This window comes from Pseudomonas asgharzadehiana (assembly GCF_019139815.1).
Classification (GTDB): domain Bacteria; phylum Pseudomonadota; class Gammaproteobacteria; order Pseudomonadales; family Pseudomonadaceae; genus Aquipseudomonas; species Aquipseudomonas asgharzadehiana.
Genome location: NZ_CP077079.1, coordinates 791337 through 807955, shown reverse-complemented (window position 1 = coordinate 807955; position 16619 = coordinate 791337). Strand labels below are relative to the sequence as shown.

Here is a 16619-nt window from a genome sequence, read left to right as displayed (position 1 = left end):
CTCATTCGCGCAAACTTGGTGCCGGCGATGGCCGGCAGGAAAACTCAAGAAGCCAGTGGCGATACTTGCCAAAGCCCGTTCTGCAGAATCAATTGCCGGTCGCAGTCCGCTTCACGGGCGGCGGCCAATGGTTGCCCAGGCAAGGCCTGCACAACACGCTGACCCTCACTGCGCAACTGGCAGACCTGCTGCCAGAGTGCCGCGTCCGTACTGTCGGGCATCCAAATGCCACCAGACGGCAGCTCGACCTCAGCACGCCCCAGGGTCACCAGGGTTTTCAAATCGGTGGAGAAACCAGTGGCCGGACGCGCGCGACCGAAGTCAGCGCCGATATCGTCATAACGACCACCTTGGGCAATGGCTTGGCCAACACCCGGAACGAACACCGCGAACACCACACCCGTGTGGTAGTGGTAACCGCGCAGCTCGCCCAAATCAAAGTACAACGGCAACTGCGGGAAACGTGCCGACAACCGCTCGGCAATCGCCAGCAGGTCGTCGAGTGCCGCCAGCACCGGCGCCGGCGCATTCGCCAGGCGCTCGCGTGCAGCCACCAACACTTCGCGGCCGCCGCACAGGTTGACCAGCGCCCGCAGCATAGCGGCCAGGTCGGCCGGCACGCCTTCGGTCAGGGCGATGACTTCATCGATAGCCTTGCGCTGCAGGGCATCGAACAACTGTTGCTCAACCTCACCCGACAAACCGGCCGCACGGGCCAGGCCACGGTAAATGCCGACATGGCCCAGGTCCATGTGGACATCCGGTACGTCAGCCAGTTGCAGCATGGCCAGCATCAAGCTGATCACTTCGACATCGCTGCTCGGGCTGGCGTCGCCGTACAACTCGGCGCCCAACTGGATCGGGCTACGGGACGACGACAAGGCACGCGGCTGAGCATGCAGCACGCTGCCGGCGTAGCACAGGCGGCTCGGGCCTTCACGACGCAGGGTGTGCGCATCGATGCGCGCCACTTGCGGCGTGATGTCGGCACGGAAACCCATTTGCCGGCCCGACTGCGGGTCGATGACCTTGAAGGTGCGCAGATCCAGGTCCTGGCCCGCGCCGGTCAGCAGGGATTCCAGGTACTCGATATGCGGGGTCACGACAAACTCGTAACCCCAGCTCTGGAACAGATCCAACACCTGGCGACGCGCTACTTCAATGCGCGCCGCCTCCGGTGGCAGTACTTCTTCGATGCCATCTGGCAGCAGCCAGCGGTCTACCGTTGCCATTACGCCATTCCCCTTAGATCCGGGCGGCCAGCCCTCGGCCGAGCCTTGAGTGAAGCAGAAAATACCCGGCCCTCGCATAAACCACGCGCAAGAGCGACGTGACGAACGGCCTGCCAGCGGCCTCGTCGGGCACTTTCCTCGAAAAACCTGTCACGCCTGCCGAATCAAACATGCAGACGCAAAAAAGCCGGGAATTTCCCGGCTGCCGCATCATACACCCGTTTTCTGAAAGGATCACCCCGCCAGGCGTTTTAGCCGCCCGACGGAGTGTGTCCTACACAGTGACGAGCTGATTACTTGGATTTTTCCAGGTAGCGGAAGAAGTCGCTACTTGGGTCCAGCACCATGACGTCGGTTTTGTTCGCGAAGCTTTCACGGTAGGCACGCAGGCTACGGTAGAACGCGTAGAACTCCTGGTCCTGACCGTAGGCCTTGGCATAGATTGCCGCGGCTTGAGCGTCGCCATCACCACGGGCCTCTTCAGACTCGCGATAGGCCTCTGCCAGAAGGACACGACGCTGACGGTCGGCATCCGCACGGATACCTTCAGCCAGTTCGTTACCCTTGGCGCGGTGCTCACGGGCTTCACGCTCACGCTCGGTGCTCATGCGCTCGAACACACTGCGGTTCACTTCCTTCGGCAGGTCGATAGCCTTGACCCGGACATCGACCACTTCGATGCCCAGCTCTTTTTCCGCCATCGTGTTCAACGAACGCGTGATGTCAGCCATCAGCGCGTCACGCTCACCGGATACCACCTCGTGCAGGGTGCGCTTACCAAACTGGTCACGCAGGCCCGACTCCAGACGGCGCGACAAACGCTCGTCGGCGATCTGCTTGAGGCCGGAGGTCGCGGTGTAGAAGCGTTCGGCATCCTTGACGCGCCACTTGGCGTAGGCGTCAACCATCACGGCTTTCTTTTCCAGGGTCAGGAAGCGTTGTGTCGGTGCATCCAGGGTCATCAGGCGGGCGTCGAACTTGCGCACCTGGTTGACGTAGGGGACTTTCACATGCAGGCCCGGCTGGACATCCGCCTGGACCACACGACCGAATTGCAGCAGCACCGCACGCTCGGTCTGAGCCACGATGTAGAAGCAGTTCCAGGCAGCGATGACCACGACGACGCCCACAATCAGGGCGGTCAGCGATTTATTGCTCATCAACGACTCTCCCTGGTACGTGTTTGCTGTTGCAGCAAGTCAGCGGCCGCACGGGCGCTCGCTTCGTTGGCAGCGGCATTCGAACCGGTGGACGGCGCGCTGGTGCCACTACGACCACCTTCGATCATCTTGTCCAGCGGCAGGTACAGCAGGTTGTTCTGCCCACCCTTGCTGCCGGTCACGAGAACCTTGCTGGTGTTGCTGAAGACTTCCTGCATGGTGTCCAGGTACAGACGCTGGCGAGTGACTTCAGGTGCCTTGCGGTACTCGACGACCAACTTGGTAAAGCGATCCGCCTCACCCTTGGCGCGCGAGACCACTTCGTCGCGGTAACCGTTGGCATCTTCGATGATGCGCTGGGCCTGGCCACGGGCCTCCGGCACCACGCCATTGGCGTAGGTTTCGGCCTGGTTACGCGAACGCTGCTCGTCTTCACGCGCGCGGATCACGTCATCGAAGGCTTCCTGCACTTCACGCGGTGCCGCTGCGCTCTGTACGTTCACCTGGGTCACAGTGATACCGGTGCGGTAGGTGTCGAGGAACCGTTGCAGGCGCTCCTTGATTTCGCTGGCCATCAATTCACGACCTTCGGTCAGCACCTGGTCCATGGCGGTGGAACCCACCACATGGCGCAGGGCGCTTTCGGTGGCGTGTTGCAGGCTGATTTCCGGCTGATCAACGTTCAGCACGAAGTCCTGCAGGTTGCTGATCTTGTACTGCACGGTCAGCGGCACTTCGACGATGTTTTCGTCTTCAGTCAGCATCTGGCCCTGCTTGGTGTAGGCACGCTCACGCGTGACGTTCTCCATGTACTTCTTGTCGATCGGCGGGAAGTAGATGTTCAGGCCTGGCCCGACCGTCTCGTAGTACTTGCCGAAGCGCAGCACCACGGCCTGCTCCTGCTCGTCCACGACGTAGACAGCGCTGTACAGCCAGACGGCCGCCAGTACGACAAGACCCAGGCCCAGCAGGCCATAGCCACCGCCCTTGCTTGTGCGACCGCCGTCGTCACCACCCCGTTTTTTTCCACCACCGAACAACCCATTCAGGCTTTCCTGCAGCTTTCGGAAGGCCTCGTCGAGATCTGGTGGCCCCTTGCGGTCGCCATTATTGCGGCGTTTACCACCCCAAGGATCCTGATTATTCGAGTTGCCACCCGGCTCATTCCAAGCCATAGCGCTCTCCATCTGATAAAGCAAAGACGCACCCACGGCGCGCCGACCAATGCTACAGAATGCCTGCTACTGCGGCACAACCGCTTTCGGAGGCTTTTATTGCAAAGTGTGTTGTTCGATGAACTCTGTCGGTACAACGCCTTCACGGCTGACCAGCCGATTGAGCTCCGAGCGCGGCAATCGAACGGCCAGCAAGCTGACACCTTCTTCGTCGTGTTCTTCTTTCTGTACCGCGCCCAGCTCGAAAAACTGTGCACGCAGTCGAGCAAAACGCTGAGGCAAGCGCAAGGTGCCGACAAACAAATCGCTGCCGAGCAATTCGGCAATGGCTTGTTCAAGCAGCTCCAAACCACTGCCATCGCGCGCCGACAGCCATACCCGTTGGGGCTTGCCGTTCTCGTCGCGCTGAATTTGCGGCTCAACGCCCTCAAGCAAATCGAGTTTGTTATAGACCTCGAGGATCGGCAAGTCCTGGGCCCCGATCTCGCCCAACACCACCATTACCTGCTCGATCTGCAACATGCGATCCGGCTCAGCCGCATCGATCACGTGCAGCAGCAGGTCGGAGTTGCTCGACTCTTCGAGCGTAGACCGAAATGCCTCGACCAGTTTGTGTGGCAGGTGGCGAATGAAACCCACGGTGTCGGCCAGGACAATCGGCCCCAGGTCGTCGATATCCAGACGGCGCAAGGTCGGGTCGAGGGTGGCGAACAGTTGGTCGGCCGCGTACACGTCGGATTTGGTCACGTTGTTGAACAGCGTGGACTTGCCGGCGTTGGTATAGCCCACCAGGGAGACGGTCGGGATATCCGCACGTGAACGGCCACGTCGCGATTGCTCGCGCTGGCTACGTACTTTTTCCAGACGCCCCTTGATCTGGCGCAGGCGAACCCGCAGCAGGCGCCGGTCGGTTTCCAGTTGGGTTTCACCAGGGCCGCGCATGCCGATACCGCCACCCTGACGCTCAAGGTGAGTCCAACCGCGAACCAGCCGCGTGCTCATGTGGTCAAGCTGGGCCAGTTCGACCTGGAGCTTGCCTTCATGGGTACGGGCGCGCTGGGCGAAAATATCGAGAATCAGGCCGGTACGGTCGATCACGCGACACTCGAAAACACGTTCGAGGTTACGCTCCTGACTGGGCGTGAGGGTATGGTTGAAGATCACCAGATCGGCTTCTTCGGCGTGTACAAGGTCGCGCAGCTCCTCGACCTTGCCGCTGCCAATCAGGTATTTGGCGGTTGGCCGATGACGCGGCACGTTAAAAAACGCAACGGTCTCGGCGCCGGCAGAATTTGCCAACTCCTGAAACTCCTGCGGATCTTCGCGCGCCTCAGGGTCCTGTCCATCCAAGTGAACGAGGATCACTCGCTCACCACCACCGTGGCGCTCAAAGAACAAAGGAGACTCCTATCAGGCGTTACCTGGCTCAGCGTCACCCTGTTCATCACCTGCTGCGCTAGGCAGACGGATTGGACGAACTGGAACGACTGTCGAGATAGCGTGTTTGTAGACCATTTGGCTGACGGTGTTTTTCAGCAGGATCACGAATTGGTCGAACGACTCGATCGTGCCTTGCAGTTTGATACCGTTGACCAGGTAGATGGAAACCCCCACTTTCTCTTTACGTAAAGTATTCAAGTAAGGGTCTTGTAGCGAATGCCCTTTTGACATGTGCCGCACTCCTTTAAGGATCAATAATAAAAAATCGGAAAATAGGTAGCTCATGGCCGTCACACCCCCAAGGATAGACGGCAATTGCAAGGACTCAGCTCAATATGGAGACCGTTCCCAAGTATTTCAAGGTGCGTGACAGATTGTCGCTGTCCAGACTGTCCAACCAGTGCAAATCGCTCCAGCTGCGCAGCCAGGTGAACTGGCGCTTCGCCAATTGGCGCGTGGCAATGATGCCGCGCTCCTGCATTTCGGCTGACGTCAGCTTGCCATCCAGATGGTCCCAGACTTGGCGGTAGCCTACAGCACGTATCGAAGGCAGCCCTGGGTGCAGGTCACCTCGTGAACGCAGTGCTACGACCTCGTCGATAAACCCCTGTTCCAACATAATTGTGAATCTTTGTGCAATTCGATCATGCAGCACCTGGCGATTTGCCGGAGCGATAGCCAGATTCGCCACAGTATAGGGCAATTGTGACTGTCCAGATGCGCCTGCATCAGCACTTTGCGCAGTTTGTTTCAGCCGCAGTTCAGTCATGGTCTGGCCGCTGACACGCCAGACTTCCAAGGCACGGCTGAGCCGCTGGGGATCATTCGGGTGAATCCGCGCGGCGGATACCGGATCCACCGCCGCCAACTGGTCGTGCAGGGCTTGCCAGCCAAGGCGTGCGGCCTCTTCTTCGAGTTCTGCGCGCACTCGGGCATCGGCGGCCGGCATGTCAGCCAAGCCTTCCTGTAAAGCCTTGTAATAGAGCATCGTGCCGCCCACCAGCAGCGGGATGTTGCCCCGCGCCGTGATTTCAGCCATGGCGGCCAGCGCGTCAGTACGAAAATCCGCGGCGCTATAGCTCTCGGCCGGGTCGATGATGTCGATCAGACGGTGCGGATGCTCGGCAAGCAGCTCCTTGGAGGGCTTGGCGGTGCCGATATCCATGCCCCGGTAAACCAGGGCAGAGTCGACACTGATCAGTTCGCATGGCAACACCTTCGTCAGCTCGATGGCCAGGTCGGTCTTGCCGGCGGCCGTGGGGCCCATCAGGAAGATTGCGGGGGGCAAGGCGCTCATCAACGCCCGCGCAAAAACAATTTGTCCAGATCGTCCAGGCCCATCTGGGTCCAGGTCGGTCGGCCATGGTTGCATTGACCGCTGCGCTCGGTGTTTTCCATATCACGCAGCAAACCATTCATTTCCGGCAGGGCCAGGCGGCGATTGGCGCGGATGGCACCGTGACAGGCCATGGTGCCGAGCAATTCGTTGATATGCGCCTGGATACGGTCACTCGTGCCGTACTCCATCAGGTCCGCCAGCACGTCGGCCACCAGCCGGTTGGCTTCGGCTTGCTTGAGCAGCGCAGGAATCTGGCGGATCGCGAGGGTTTCTGGCCCCAGGCGTTGCAGTTCGAAGCCCAGCTTCTGGAATACGCTGTGGTGTTCTTCTGCGCAATCGGCTTCACGCTGGCTCACGGCCAGGGACTCCGGCACCAGCAGTGGTTGGCCGCTGAGGCCTTCGCTGGCCATGGCAATCTTCAGGCGTTCGTACATGATTCGCTCGTGGGCGGCATGCATGTCGACCAGCACCAGCCCGTGGGCGTTTTCAGCGAGGATATAGATGCCTTTAAGCTGCGCCAGCGCATACCCCAGCGGCGGAATATCCCCGCCGCCTTCCGGCAAGGACGCCGCCGCACCCGGCTCGCCCCCCGGCAGTGGCGCAAAGAATTCGCGATAGGCCGCCTGGGCCTCAGCCACCGGTACCGCTGACTGCGGGCGCGGCGTGTATTGATATTGATAACCCGCTCCGGCACCGGAACCCGGCGCGGTATAGGCCGGCTGCGACTGCGGCGTTTGCAGCAGGTTGCCCGCCAGGCTCATTTCGCCCTGAGGGCCGAACTCACCGGCCTCGGGACCGCTCGGGCGCACCACCGCCGTCACAATCGGCGCCGACAGTTGATCGTCCGGGCGCACATCGCCCAAGGCTCGGTGCAAGGTGCCGTACAGGAAGTCATGCACCATGCGCCCATCACGGAAGCGCACTTCGTGCTTGGTCGGGTGCACGTTGACGTCGACCACCGCAGGGTCGACCTCGAAAAACAGTACGAACGTCGGGTGCCGCCCGTTGAACAACACATCGCGATACGCCTGGCGCACCGCGTGGGCGACCAGTTTGTCGCGTACCGCGCGGCCATTCACAAAGAAGTACTGCAAATCCGCCTGGCTACGGGAGAACGTCGGCAACCCGACCCAGCCCCACAGGCGCAGGCCATTGCGCTCGATCTCAATCGGCAGCGCCTGCTCCAGGAAACCCGCGCCACAGATCGCCGACACTCGACGCGCACGTGCCGCCTCGTCATGGGCTTCGTGCAGGCTGAGGATGGTCTTGCCGTTATGGCGCAGGTGAAATGCCACGTCGAAGCGCGCCAGGGCCAGGCGTTTGATGACTTCTTGCAGGTGATCGAATTCGGTCTTTTCGGCCTTGAGGAATTTGCGCCGCGCGGGGGTGTTGAAGAACAGGTCGCGCACCTCCACCGAGGTACCCACCGGATGCGCCGCCGGCTGGACCCGAGGCGCCATGTCGCGGCCCTCGGTCTCCACTTGCCAGGCCTGCTCGGCGCTGCGCGTGCGGGACGTAAGCGTCAGGCGGGCCACAGAGCTGATCGAGGCCAGGGCCTCACCGCGAAAACCCAGGCTCATCACCCGTTCAAGGTCTTCCAGGTCGCGGATCTTGCTGGTGGCGTGGCGGGCCAGGGCCAGCGGCAGGTCATCGGAGGAGATGCCGCTGCCGTCGTCGCGCACGCGCAGTAACTTGACGCCGCCCTGCTCCACGTCGACATCGATGCGCTTGGCGCCGGAATCGATGCTGTTTTCCAGTAGCTCCTTGATCACCGATGCCGGGCGCTCGACGACTTCGCCCGCCGCGATCTGGTTAGCCAGGCGCGGGCTGAGTAATTCAATACGCGACCCGCTGTTCAAGGTTGATTCGCTCATTACTGTGCCGCCAATTCAGTGCCGGGGATGGTCAATACCTGGCCGACTTTCAGCTCATCCGTCTTCAGGTTATTGGCATTGCGCAACGTCGCCGCCGACACCTGGAAACGCACCGCCAACATCGCCAGGGTGTCGCCGGGCTGAACGCGATGGTCACGCGGGCCCTGGGCAATTTTGCCGGAGTCGCGCAGCCAGGCGATGTAAGTGCCCGGCGGCGGGTTCTGCTGGAAGAACTGGCGCACACCCGCGCTGATGGAGCGCGCCAACGCTTGCTGGTGACTGGCACTGGCGAGCTTCGAGGCTTCGTTGGCGTTGGAGATAAACCCCGTTTCCACCAGGATCGAGGGAATATCCGGCGACTTCAGCACCATGAACCCGGCCTGCTCCACACGCTGTTTGTGCAGGGAGGTCACACGGCCGATGTTGCTCAGGACCTTCTGGCCCACGTTCAGGCTGGAAGTCAGCGAGGCGGTCATCGACAGGTCGAGCAGTACGCCGGCGAGCATCTTGTCTTTGTCATCGAGGGACACGTTGCCGGCCCCGCCGATCAGGTCGGAACGGTTTTCGCTGTCGGCCAGCCAACGAGCGGTCTCGGACGTGGCGCCGCGATCAGACAAGGCAAACACCGAAGCGCCGAACGCAGCGGTCGACGGCGCCGCATCGGCGTGGATCGACACGAACAGGTCAGCGCCTTTCTTGCGGGCGATTTCGGTACGCCCGCGCAATGGAATGAAGTAGTCGCCGGTACGGGTCAGCTCGGCGCGGTAGCCTTTCATGCCGTTGACCTGGCGTTGCAGTTCGCGGGCAATGGCCAATACCACGTCTTTTTCATGCTGCCCACGTGAGCCGGAGGCGCCCGGGTCTTCACCGCCGTGGCCGGCATCGATCACCACGATGATGTCGCGCTTGCCGGCCGGCGCCGGTGGTGGTGGCGGCAGCTTGACCTGGGGTTGCGACGGGTTCACCGGCACCGCAGGCACAGTCGCCACGCTCGGGGTTGGCGCAGGCGGGGGTGCGGCATCGGCGGCGTTATCGAACAGGTCGACCACCAACCGGTTGCCATACTGGGCATTCGGGGCCAGGGAGAAGCTTTTCGGCGTCACGACTTTTTTCAGGTCGATGACCACGCGCAAGTCGGTCGGCGTGCGCTGGGCCGAGCGCATGGCGGTGATGGGGGTATTGGCGGTGGACACCTTCAGCGGCGCGGCCAGGGTTGCACCGTTGATGTCGATCACCAGGCGATCAGGCGCCGTGAGGGTAAAGACACTGTGCTGGACCGGGCCAGACAGGTCGAACACCAGTCGCGTGTTATCCGGCGCTCGCCACAGGCGCACACTCTTTACCTGTGAAGCAGCCAGAGCATTGACAGTCATTGCCGCAAGCAACACCCCTACGACAGCAACCAACGCGCGAAAGCGCATACCTAACCCCACCAATTATTTGAATTCCAATGCCAGAGCGGCACACCACGATTCACCGCGCGGGCTCTGGGGCAACAACTTCAGCTGACGTCCGTGCTCATGCGGCGTAATGGTAATGGTCAGGTCCGGCTTTGGCAAAAAGCCTGTGCCTTTATCTGGCCATTCAATCAAACACAGCGGGTCTTCATCGAAGTAATCACGGATGCCCATGAACTCCAGCTCTTCGGGGTCCACCAAGCGATAGAGGTCGAAGTGAAAGGCGCGCAGGTCGCCGATCTCATAGGGTTCGACCAAGGTAAACGTCGGGCTTTTTACCGCGCCCGCATGGCCCAGCCCGCGAATAATCCCGCGGGATAACGTGGTCTTGCCCGCCCCCAGGTCGCCTTCGAGGAAGATCAACCCCGCCCCACGTGTGAGCTGGGCAATACGATGACCCAACGCGACCATGGCGTCTTCATCGGCCAGGAAAAGAATTACTTCAGGCACGGCGACTGCTCCTCCAGCAATTGACGAATGGCAGGTATGAGATCGCTGGCTGCCAAGCCGCGACCCAAGGTGCCTTGGCGCTGCCCTGCAGTGGCGTGCAACCACACAGCCAGGCAACTTGCTTCATAAGCCGGCATGCCCTGGGCCAGCAATGCCCCCACCAGGCCGGCCAACACATCGCCCAGGCCCGCCGTGGCCATTGCCGGGTGGCCCTGATCACAGCGGGAAACACGCCCATCCGGGCTGGCAATCAAACTGCCAGCACCCTTGAGGACAGCGACGGCATTAAATGTCTGGCTCAACGCGCGCGCCACCTTAAGCCGGTCGGCCTGAACCTCTGCTGTCGAAATGCCCAGCAGGCGCGCAGCTTCCCCCGGATGCGGTGTGATCACGCAATTGGCCGGAAGGTTGACGCTACCCGTGGCCAACTGATTCAAGGCGTCCGCGTCCCACACTTGCGGCTGGCGCGCATTGGCGGCGACCGACAACAGGCTGCTACCCCACGAGGCTGCGCCCAAGCCGGGGCCGATGACGATGACCGAGATTTTTTCCAGCAGGCCCATCAGTTGATTGGCAGAACTTACGCCCACGGCCATGAGTTCCGGCAAGCGCGCCAGCGCGGCGGGCACGTGCTCAACGCGGGTGGCCAGCGACACCATGCCCGCGCCACTGCGCAAAGCGCTTTCGGCACTCAGCAACGCTGCGCCGCCGAGGCCACGGTCGCCGCCGATCACCAACAGGTGGCCGAACCGGCCTTTATGGGCGTCCGGAGAACGCGCAGCCAGTTGCGGCAAATTCCCGTGCAACAGGAGCTGAACGTCGGTTATTGGGTGTTTTGTCTGAGGCATGCGTCTTCAAGCTCCGATGTCTGGCAGAATTATACGCATCTAACTTGTGGTTTCCCGTGTCTCATGCCTGCTATTACCTCCGATCTGCCCGCCCTCGCCCAATCGATCAAAGACTGGGGTCGCGAGCTGGGCTTTCAACAAGTCGGCATCAGCGGGCTGGACCTGGCCGAGCATGAACAGCACCTGCAACGCTGGCTCGACGCGGGCTACCACGGCGAAATGGACTACATGGGCGCCCATGGCAGCAAACGTTCCCACCCCGAAGAGTTGGTACCGGGCACCCTGCGCGTGGTGTCGCTGCGCATGGATTATCTGCCAGGCGACTCCCAAATGGCGCAGTTGCTCGCTCAGCCGGAAAAAGCCTACATCTCGCGCTATGCCCTGGGCCGTGACTACCACAAGCTGATCCGCAAGCGCGTGCAGCAACTGGCCGACCGCATTCAGGCGCAGATCGGCCCGTTTGGCTTTCGCGCTTTTGTCGATAGCGCGCCCGTCCTGGAAAAAGCCATCGCAGAAAAGGCCGGCCTCGGCTGGATCGGTAAAAATACCTTGGTGCTCAATCGCAAGGCCGGCAGCTATTTCTTTTTGAGCGAACTGTTTGTCGATTTACCGCTGCCGATCGATGAGCCACACAGCACTGAACATTGCGGGCGCTGCACAGCGTGCCTGGACATCTGCCCGACCAATGCCTTTGTCGGCCCCTACGTGCTGGATGCCCGGCGCTGCATTTCCTACCTGACCATCGAACTCAAGCATGCGATCCCGGAGGATCTGCGTCCCTTGATCGGCAACCGTGTATTCGGCTGTGATGACTGTCAGATCGTTTGCCCCTGGAATCGTTTCGCCCGGTCCACCGCCGAAGGCGATTTCCAGCCGCGACACAACCTGGATAACGCAGAACTGGCCGAGCTGTTCATGTGGGACGAGGATAAATTCCTCAGCAGCACCGAAGGCTCACCTTTGCGCCGTGCCGGTTACGAGCGCTGGCTGCGTAACCTCGCGGTGGGTTTGGGCAATGCGCCATCGAGTATTCCGGTGATCGAGGCCTTGAAGGCGCGCCGGGATTACCCGTCCGAGCTGGTACGCGAACACGTGGAGTGGGCGCTGAACCAGCACGCCACGCGCTAGTGCACGTCGTCGTTGTAGACAAACTTGGGCATTTCCCAGTGAAAACGGATCGCCAGCAGGCGCAATAGAAAGCCGCTGAACAACGTCAGCAGAATCGCTTGCTCGCTGGGCAACTCCAGATAAAGACACAGCAAATAGAACCAGGCGGCAAGGAACGACACGCTGGCATACAGCTCACGACGGAAAATCAGCGGAATGTCGTTACAGAAGATATCCCTCAGGATGCCGCCGAAAACCCCGGTAATCACGCCGCTGACCGACGCCACCAGCATGCCGTGGCCCATTTCCAGGGCAGTCATGCAGCCGATCAGGGTGAAGGCCACCAGGCCGACGGCGTCCAGCGCGAGAAACAGCGAGCGCAGGTGGCGCATCAGCGGCGCGGCAAAGATCGTCACCAGCGCCGCAACCGAGGTCAGCACCAGGTATTCGGGGTGCTTGACCCACGTCAGCGGGTAGTGCCCCAGTAACACGTCGCGCACCGAACCGCCCCCCAACGCCGTCACACAGGCGATCAGCACCACGCCGAACCAGTCCATGCCACGGCGCCCCGCAGAGAGGGCGCCGGTCATGGCTTCGGCGGTGATGGCAATGAGGTAGAGCATCAGCAGCATGATGGTGATCCTGGCAGAGAGGCCGGCAGTCTAATCATTTGCCGAGGGCACCAAAAGGGGGCACTTGGCGATAAACCGCGTCGCCGGCCATCGGGAGCAAGCCCCCACATTTGAAATGTGTTCACAAATCAAAATGTGTGGGCTTGCCTACGATGGCGTCAGCTCAGTCGCTACAGCTTCAGGCCTTGATGAAATGCTTGCGGTAATGCTGCAGCTCGGCGATCGACTCGCGAATATCATCCAGCGCCAGGTGAGTACTGCCTTTATGGAAGCTGTCTTTGACCTCCGGCGCCCAGCGTGCGGCCAGCTCTTTGAGCGTCGAGACATCCAGGTTGCGGTAGTGGAAGTAGCTTTCGAGCCCTTTCATGTGCGTATAAAGGAAGCGACGGTCCTGGCAGATGCTGTTGCCACAGATCGGCGATTTGCCCTTGGGCACCCATTTTTCCAGGAAGGCGATGGTCTGGGCTTCGGCTTCGGCCATGCTGACGCGGCTGTCGCGCACACGCTGAGTCAGGCCGGAGTTGCCGTGGGTGCGGGTGTTCCACTCGTCCATGGTGGCCAGCACGGCGTCGCTGTGGTGGATGGCGATCACCGGACCTTCGGCCAAGGTGTTGAGGTTGCTGTCGGTGACAATGGTGGCCATCTCGATGATGACGTCGGTGTCGGGGTTCAGACCGGTCATTTCCAGATCGATCCAAATCAGGTTCTGTGGGTTTTGCATGGCTTGATTCTCTTGGCACCTTGGCGTAGCTGCGCAGTTTAGCAGGCGGGGCCGTGCTAGACTCGCGACCGTTTTACCCAAACCTTTGCATTATCGACACGGAACACCAATGGCCAAACGCCAGCTCAACCGCCGCCAAAACTGGCGCATCGAAAAGATTCAAGGTGAACGCGCCGCGCGCGCCGCCAAACGTGAATCCTCCGCCGTAGAAGCGCTTGAAGGCGGCGACCTGGGCCCCGAGCAAACGGGCCTGGTAATCGCGCACTTCGGTGTGCAGGTCGAAGTCGAGGCGCTGGAAGGCGAACTCGCGGGCTCAGTCTCCCGTTGCCACCTGCGCGCCAACCTGCCGGCGCTGGTGACCGGCGACAAAGTGGTATGGCGCGCCGGCAACCAGGGCATCGGCGTGATCGTCGCCCAGTTGCCACGCACCACCGAACTGCGCCGGCCCGACAGCCGCGGCCAGCTCAAGCCGGTGGCGGCCAACGTCGACATGATCGTGATCGTATTCGCCCCCTTGCCCGAGCCTCATGCCAACCTGATCGACCGCTACCTGGTAGCCGCCGAACATGCCGGCATCCGCCCGTTGCTGTTGCTGAACAAGTTCGACCTGATCGACGAACAGAACGCCCCTGCGCTGAATGCGCTGCTGGCGGTCTACCGCACCTTGGGCTACCCGGTGCTGGAAGTGTCGGCCCATCACGGCAATGGCATGGAACAACTGCAACAGCAGTTGGACGGACGCATCAGCGTGTTTGTCGGCCAGTCCGGCGTGGGTAAGTCGTCGCTGGTCAACAGCTTGCTGCCCGAGGTCGACACCCGTGTAGGCCCGCTGTCGGAACTGTCCGGCCAAGGTACGCACACCACCACCACCGCGCGGTTGTTCCACTTCCCCGGCGGCGGCGAACTGATCGACTCCCCGGGCATTCGTGAATTCGGCCTCGGCCACGTGAGCCGCAGCGATGTGGAAGCGGGCTTCATCGAGTTCAACGACCTGATTGGCACCTGTCGCTTCCGCGACTGCAAACACGACCGCGAGCCGGGTTGTGCGTTGCTCAAGGCCCTGGAAGACGGCCGCGTGCAGCAGCAGCGAATGAACAGTTATCGGTCGATTATTGCGAGCTTGCCGGAGAGCAGTTACTAAACCGCCGAAACAACAAGGCCGCGATTATCGCGGCCTTGTTGTATGTGAAGCCTAGGATCCCGTCCCAGGCACCGTAGGGTCTTTCACCCCACCATCATCAAACAGATTCAATTTCTGACGCAGCTCATGCGCCGGCAAGGGTTCTTGCCCTGGCGGGATGGCGTTCGGGTCGGCCGGTACTTCGCCGGGCGCGCCAGCACCAGGGGTCGGTTGTGGCGGTGGGGGCTGATCACCCTCAATCGCACGCTGGGCCTTTTTGGTCAGCACGACGATATCGATGCGCCGGTTGGCCGGGTTGAACGGATCCTTGTGATCAAACAGCTGCGAGGATGCAAAACCCACCACGCGCGCGACTTGCGGGTCCGGGTAGCTGCCGGCTACCAACGCGCGACGTGCGGCGTTGGCGCGGTTGGCCGATAGCTCCCAGTTGCCGAAGTCACCCTGGCCCGCATACGGCTTGGCGTCGGTGTGACCGCTGATGCTGATCTTGTTCGGCACCGTCTTGATGGTGTCGGCCATGGCCAGCAGGATGTCTTCGAAATACGGCTTCAAGCGTGCGCTGCCGGAGTCGAACATCGGCCGGTTGGCGGCGTCGGTGATCTGGATGCGCAAGCCTTCCGGAGTGATTTCGAACGAAATCTGATCCTTGAATTTCAGCAACTGCGGGTTTTCTTCGACCTTGTTCTGCAACTCTTGCAACAGCAACTCAAGGCGCTCTTGCTCGACCTGCTCGGCCATGGCCTCGACGGTATCGCGCTCGATCGGGATTTTTTCCTGGGGCGCCTCGGTTTTGACTTCGGGGTTGATGGTGCGCTCAGGCGCCAATTGCGGCGAGCCGCCCAGATCGATCACGAAAGGCGTGCCGCTTTCCGAAAAGCCAATCGGGTCTTTGAAGTAGCCGGCAATGGCGATTTTCTGTTCGGGCGTGGCCGTCGACATCAGCCACAGCACCAGGAAGAACGCCATCATCGCCGTCGCAAAGTCGGCGAAGGCGATTTTCCAGGCGCCACCATGGTGCCCCGCAGCGAAGCGCTTGACGCGCTTGATGATTATCGGCTGGTTGTTTTCCATGGCTTAGCGACCGCGAACCGCTTGTTCCAGCTCGGCGAAGCTTGGGCGATGCTTCGGGTACAGGACCTTGCGACCGAACTCCACCGCCAGCGACGGCGGCATGCCGGAAGCGGACGCCACCAGACTGGCCTTGATCGATTCGTAAAGGTTGATTTCTTCCTTGGCATCATGGGCCAGGGAGGTCGCCAGAGGGCCGAAGAAACCGTAGGCCGCGAGAATACCGAAGAAGGTCCCCACCAACGCCGCACCGACGTGCATGCCGATGGCCGCCTGGTCACCCTCACCCAGGGAGGCCATGGTCACCACAATACCGAGTACCGCCGCGACGATACCGAAACCGGGCATGCCGTCTGCGACGCCGGTCACGGCGTGGGACGGATGCTCCAGCTCCTCTTTAAGGCTGAACAATTCCATGTCGAACAAGCCTTCAAGCTCATGGGGAGCCATGTTGCCGGAGGACATGATGCGCAGGTAATCACAGATATAAGCGGTCATGCGCTCGTCTTTGAGCACGGCCGGATACTTGGCGAAAATCGGGCTGGCCGCGGCGTCCTCGATGTCAGCCTCGATGGCCATCATGCCTTCGCGGCGGCTCTTGTTGAGGATCTCGTACACCAGCCCCAGCACTTCCAGGTAGAAGGTGTGGGTAAAGCGCGAACCAAACATGGCCAATGACTTCTTGATCACGTGCATGGTCATGTAGCCGGGGTTGGCCTGCAGGAAAGCGCCCAGTGCCGCACCACCGATAATCATCACCTCGAAAGGCTGGATCAGTGCCGCAATTTTACCGTGGGACAGGACGTACCCGCCGAGCACGCTCGCGAAGACGACGATGATGCCGATAATTTTAGCCATAGGAGATGAGTACTTGCGCCGTCGGGTTCATGGACATATTTGGGGGAACTGAAAAACTCTTGTTCTACTTATCGGCAAAACTGCGCCAGACTATAGCCCGTTAAGGCGAAAAGCCAG

General features: G+C 61.1%; 16 protein-coding genes. 2 read left to right on the top strand and 14 right to left on the bottom strand.

The genetic code is table 11. The annotated features are described in order from the left end of the window. Nucleotides 1-44 precede the first annotated feature (44 nt). The 10 genes from KSS96_RS03565 to KSS96_RS03520 all read right to left on the bottom strand — a co-directional run bounded on the left by KSS96_RS03565 (nucleotide 45) and on the right by KSS96_RS03520 (nucleotide 10975). The gene (locus KSS96_RS03565; protein ID WP_017526417.1) at nucleotides 45-1232 is read right to left on the bottom strand and encodes an ATP phosphoribosyltransferase regulatory subunit; all 1188 of its coding nucleotides are present in this window, start codon (nucleotides 1230-1232) and stop codon (nucleotides 45-47) included. 293 nt (nucleotides 1233-1525) lie between these two features. Then, nucleotides 1526-2392 carry a protease modulator HflC gene (gene hflC / locus KSS96_RS03560; protein WP_010213607.1) on the bottom strand — a complete coding sequence of 289 codons (867 nt, stop codon included), beginning with the start codon at nucleotides 2390-2392 and terminating at the stop codon, nucleotides 1526-1528. Next, complete coding sequence (gene hflK, locus KSS96_RS03555) at nucleotides 2392-3567, bottom strand: FtsH protease activity modulator HflK (RefSeq protein ID WP_017526418.1); 1176 nt, start codon at nucleotides 3565-3567, stop codon at nucleotides 2392-2394. Before hflK ends, hflC begins: the two co-directional genes overlap by 1 nt. Before the next feature lie 96 nt (nucleotides 3568-3663). Further along, entirely contained in the window at nucleotides 3664-4965 is a 1302-nt protein-coding gene (gene hflX / locus KSS96_RS03550; protein ID WP_017526419.1) for a ribosome rescue GTPase HflX, read from the bottom strand. 12 nt (nucleotides 4966-4977) lie between these two features. Beyond that, a complete protein-coding gene (hfq, locus tag KSS96_RS03545; protein WP_003188059.1) occupies nucleotides 4978-5238 on the bottom strand; it encodes an RNA chaperone Hfq in 261 nt (86 codons plus the stop codon). Between the two features lie 94 nt (nucleotides 5239-5332). After that, on the bottom strand, nucleotides 5333-6304 hold the full coding sequence (gene miaA / locus KSS96_RS03540; protein WP_017526420.1) for a tRNA (adenosine(37)-N6)-dimethylallyltransferase MiaA: 972 nt from the start codon (nucleotides 6302-6304) through the stop codon (nucleotides 5333-5335). After that, on the bottom strand, nucleotides 6304-8220 hold the full coding sequence (mutL, locus tag KSS96_RS03535; RefSeq protein WP_017526421.1) for a DNA mismatch repair endonuclease MutL: 1917 nt from the start codon (nucleotides 8218-8220) through the stop codon (nucleotides 6304-6306). The genes miaA and mutL overlap by 1 nt, the downstream gene beginning before the upstream one ends. Continuing rightward, nucleotides 8220-9641, bottom strand: coding sequence for an N-acetylmuramoyl-L-alanine amidase (locus tag KSS96_RS03530; protein ID WP_135196327.1), 1422 nt, complete (start codon nucleotides 9639-9641; stop codon nucleotides 8220-8222). Before KSS96_RS03530 ends, mutL begins: the two co-directional genes overlap by 1 nt. Before the next feature lie 15 nt (nucleotides 9642-9656). After that, on the bottom strand, nucleotides 9657-10127 hold the full coding sequence (gene tsaE, locus KSS96_RS03525) for a tRNA (adenosine(37)-N6)-threonylcarbamoyltransferase complex ATPase subunit type 1 TsaE (protein WP_135196328.1): 471 nt from the start codon (nucleotides 10125-10127) through the stop codon (nucleotides 9657-9659). Further along, complete coding sequence (locus KSS96_RS03520; protein WP_217855734.1) at nucleotides 10115-10975, bottom strand: NAD(P)H-hydrate dehydratase; 861 nt, start codon at nucleotides 10973-10975, stop codon at nucleotides 10115-10117. Before KSS96_RS03520 ends, tsaE begins: the two co-directional genes overlap by 13 nt. A gap of 63 nt (nucleotides 10976-11038) precedes the next feature. On the opposite strand from KSS96_RS03520, the gene queG reads away from it, so the two are divergent. Beyond that, nucleotides 11039-12103, top strand: a complete 1065-nt coding sequence (gene queG / locus KSS96_RS03515; protein WP_017526425.1) for a tRNA epoxyqueuosine(34) reductase QueG — start codon at nucleotides 11039-11041, stop codon at nucleotides 12101-12103. Here the strand turns inward: queG and KSS96_RS03510 are convergent. Both KSS96_RS03510 and orn read right to left on the bottom strand, forming a co-directional pair. After that, nucleotides 12100-12717 carry a trimeric intracellular cation channel family protein gene (locus tag KSS96_RS03510; RefSeq protein WP_175404229.1) on the bottom strand — a complete coding sequence of 206 codons (618 nt, stop codon included), beginning with the start codon at nucleotides 12715-12717 and terminating at the stop codon, nucleotides 12100-12102. The genes queG and KSS96_RS03510 overlap by 4 nt on opposite strands. 175 nt (nucleotides 12718-12892) lie before the next feature. Then, complete coding sequence (gene orn, locus KSS96_RS03505) at nucleotides 12893-13435, bottom strand: oligoribonuclease (protein WP_017526427.1); 543 nt, start codon at nucleotides 13433-13435, stop codon at nucleotides 12893-12895. Nucleotides 13436-13544: 109 nt separating this feature from the next. Between orn and rsgA the strand changes: the two genes are divergently transcribed. Beyond that, nucleotides 13545-14576, top strand: coding sequence for a small ribosomal subunit biogenesis GTPase RsgA (gene rsgA / locus KSS96_RS03500; protein WP_003171340.1), 1032 nt, complete (start codon nucleotides 13545-13547; stop codon nucleotides 14574-14576). Between the two features lie 51 nt (nucleotides 14577-14627). Here rsgA and motB read toward each other — a convergent pair whose 3' ends face one another. Both motB and motA read right to left on the bottom strand, forming a co-directional pair. Continuing rightward, nucleotides 14628-15647, bottom strand: coding sequence for a flagellar motor protein MotB (gene motB, locus KSS96_RS03495; RefSeq protein WP_017526428.1), 1020 nt, complete (start codon nucleotides 15645-15647; stop codon nucleotides 14628-14630). Between the two features lie 3 nt (nucleotides 15648-15650). Next, nucleotides 15651-16502 (bottom strand): flagellar motor stator protein MotA, encoded by an 852-nt coding sequence (motA, locus tag KSS96_RS03490; RefSeq protein ID WP_017526429.1) that lies wholly within the window; start codon nucleotides 16500-16502, stop codon nucleotides 15651-15653. Between the last annotated feature and the right edge of the window lie 117 nt (nucleotides 16503-16619).

Excerpts from the sequence above, each read along its gene's own strand:
- KSS96_RS03520 (WP_217855734.1), bottom strand. The coding sequence starts at position 10,975 with ATGCCTCAGACAAAACACCCAATAACCGACGTTCAGCTCCTGTTGCAC.
- KSS96_RS03530 (WP_135196327.1), bottom strand. The coding sequence starts at position 9,641 with ATGCGCTTTCGCGCGTTGGTTGCTGTCGTAGGGGTGTTGCTTGCGGCA.
- hflC (WP_010213607.1), bottom strand. The coding sequence starts at position 2,392 with ATGAGCAATAAATCGCTGACCGCCCTGATTGTGGGCGTCGTCGTGGTC.
- motB (WP_017526428.1), bottom strand. The coding sequence starts at position 15,647 with ATGGAAAACAACCAGCCGATAATCATCAAGCGCGTCAAGCGCTTCGCT.
- queG (WP_017526425.1), top strand. The coding sequence starts at position 11,039 with ATGCCTGCTATTACCTCCGATCTGCCCGCCCTCGCCCAATCGATCAAA.
- mutL (WP_017526421.1), bottom strand. The coding sequence starts at position 8,220 with ATGAGCGAATCAACCTTGAACAGCGGGTCGCGTATTGAATTACTCAGC.
- orn (WP_017526427.1), bottom strand. The coding sequence starts at position 13,435 with ATGCAAAACCCACAGAACCTGATTTGGATCGATCTGGAAATGACCGGT.
- motA (WP_017526429.1), bottom strand. The coding sequence starts at position 16,502 with ATGGCTAAAATTATCGGCATCATCGTCGTCTTCGCGAGCGTGCTCGGC.
- rsgA (WP_003171340.1), top strand. The coding sequence starts at position 13,545 with ATGGCCAAACGCCAGCTCAACCGCCGCCAAAACTGGCGCATCGAAAAG.
- hfq (WP_003188059.1), bottom strand. The coding sequence starts at position 5,238 with ATGTCAAAAGGGCATTCGCTACAAGACCCTTACTTGAATACTTTACGT.
- hflK (WP_017526418.1), bottom strand. The coding sequence starts at position 3,567 with ATGGCTTGGAATGAGCCGGGTGGCAACTCGAATAATCAGGATCCTTGG.
- miaA (WP_017526420.1), bottom strand. The coding sequence starts at position 6,304 with ATGAGCGCCTTGCCCCCCGCAATCTTCCTGATGGGCCCCACGGCCGCC.
- KSS96_RS03565 (WP_017526417.1), bottom strand. The coding sequence starts at position 1,232 with ATGGCAACGGTAGACCGCTGGCTGCTGCCAGATGGCATCGAAGAAGTA.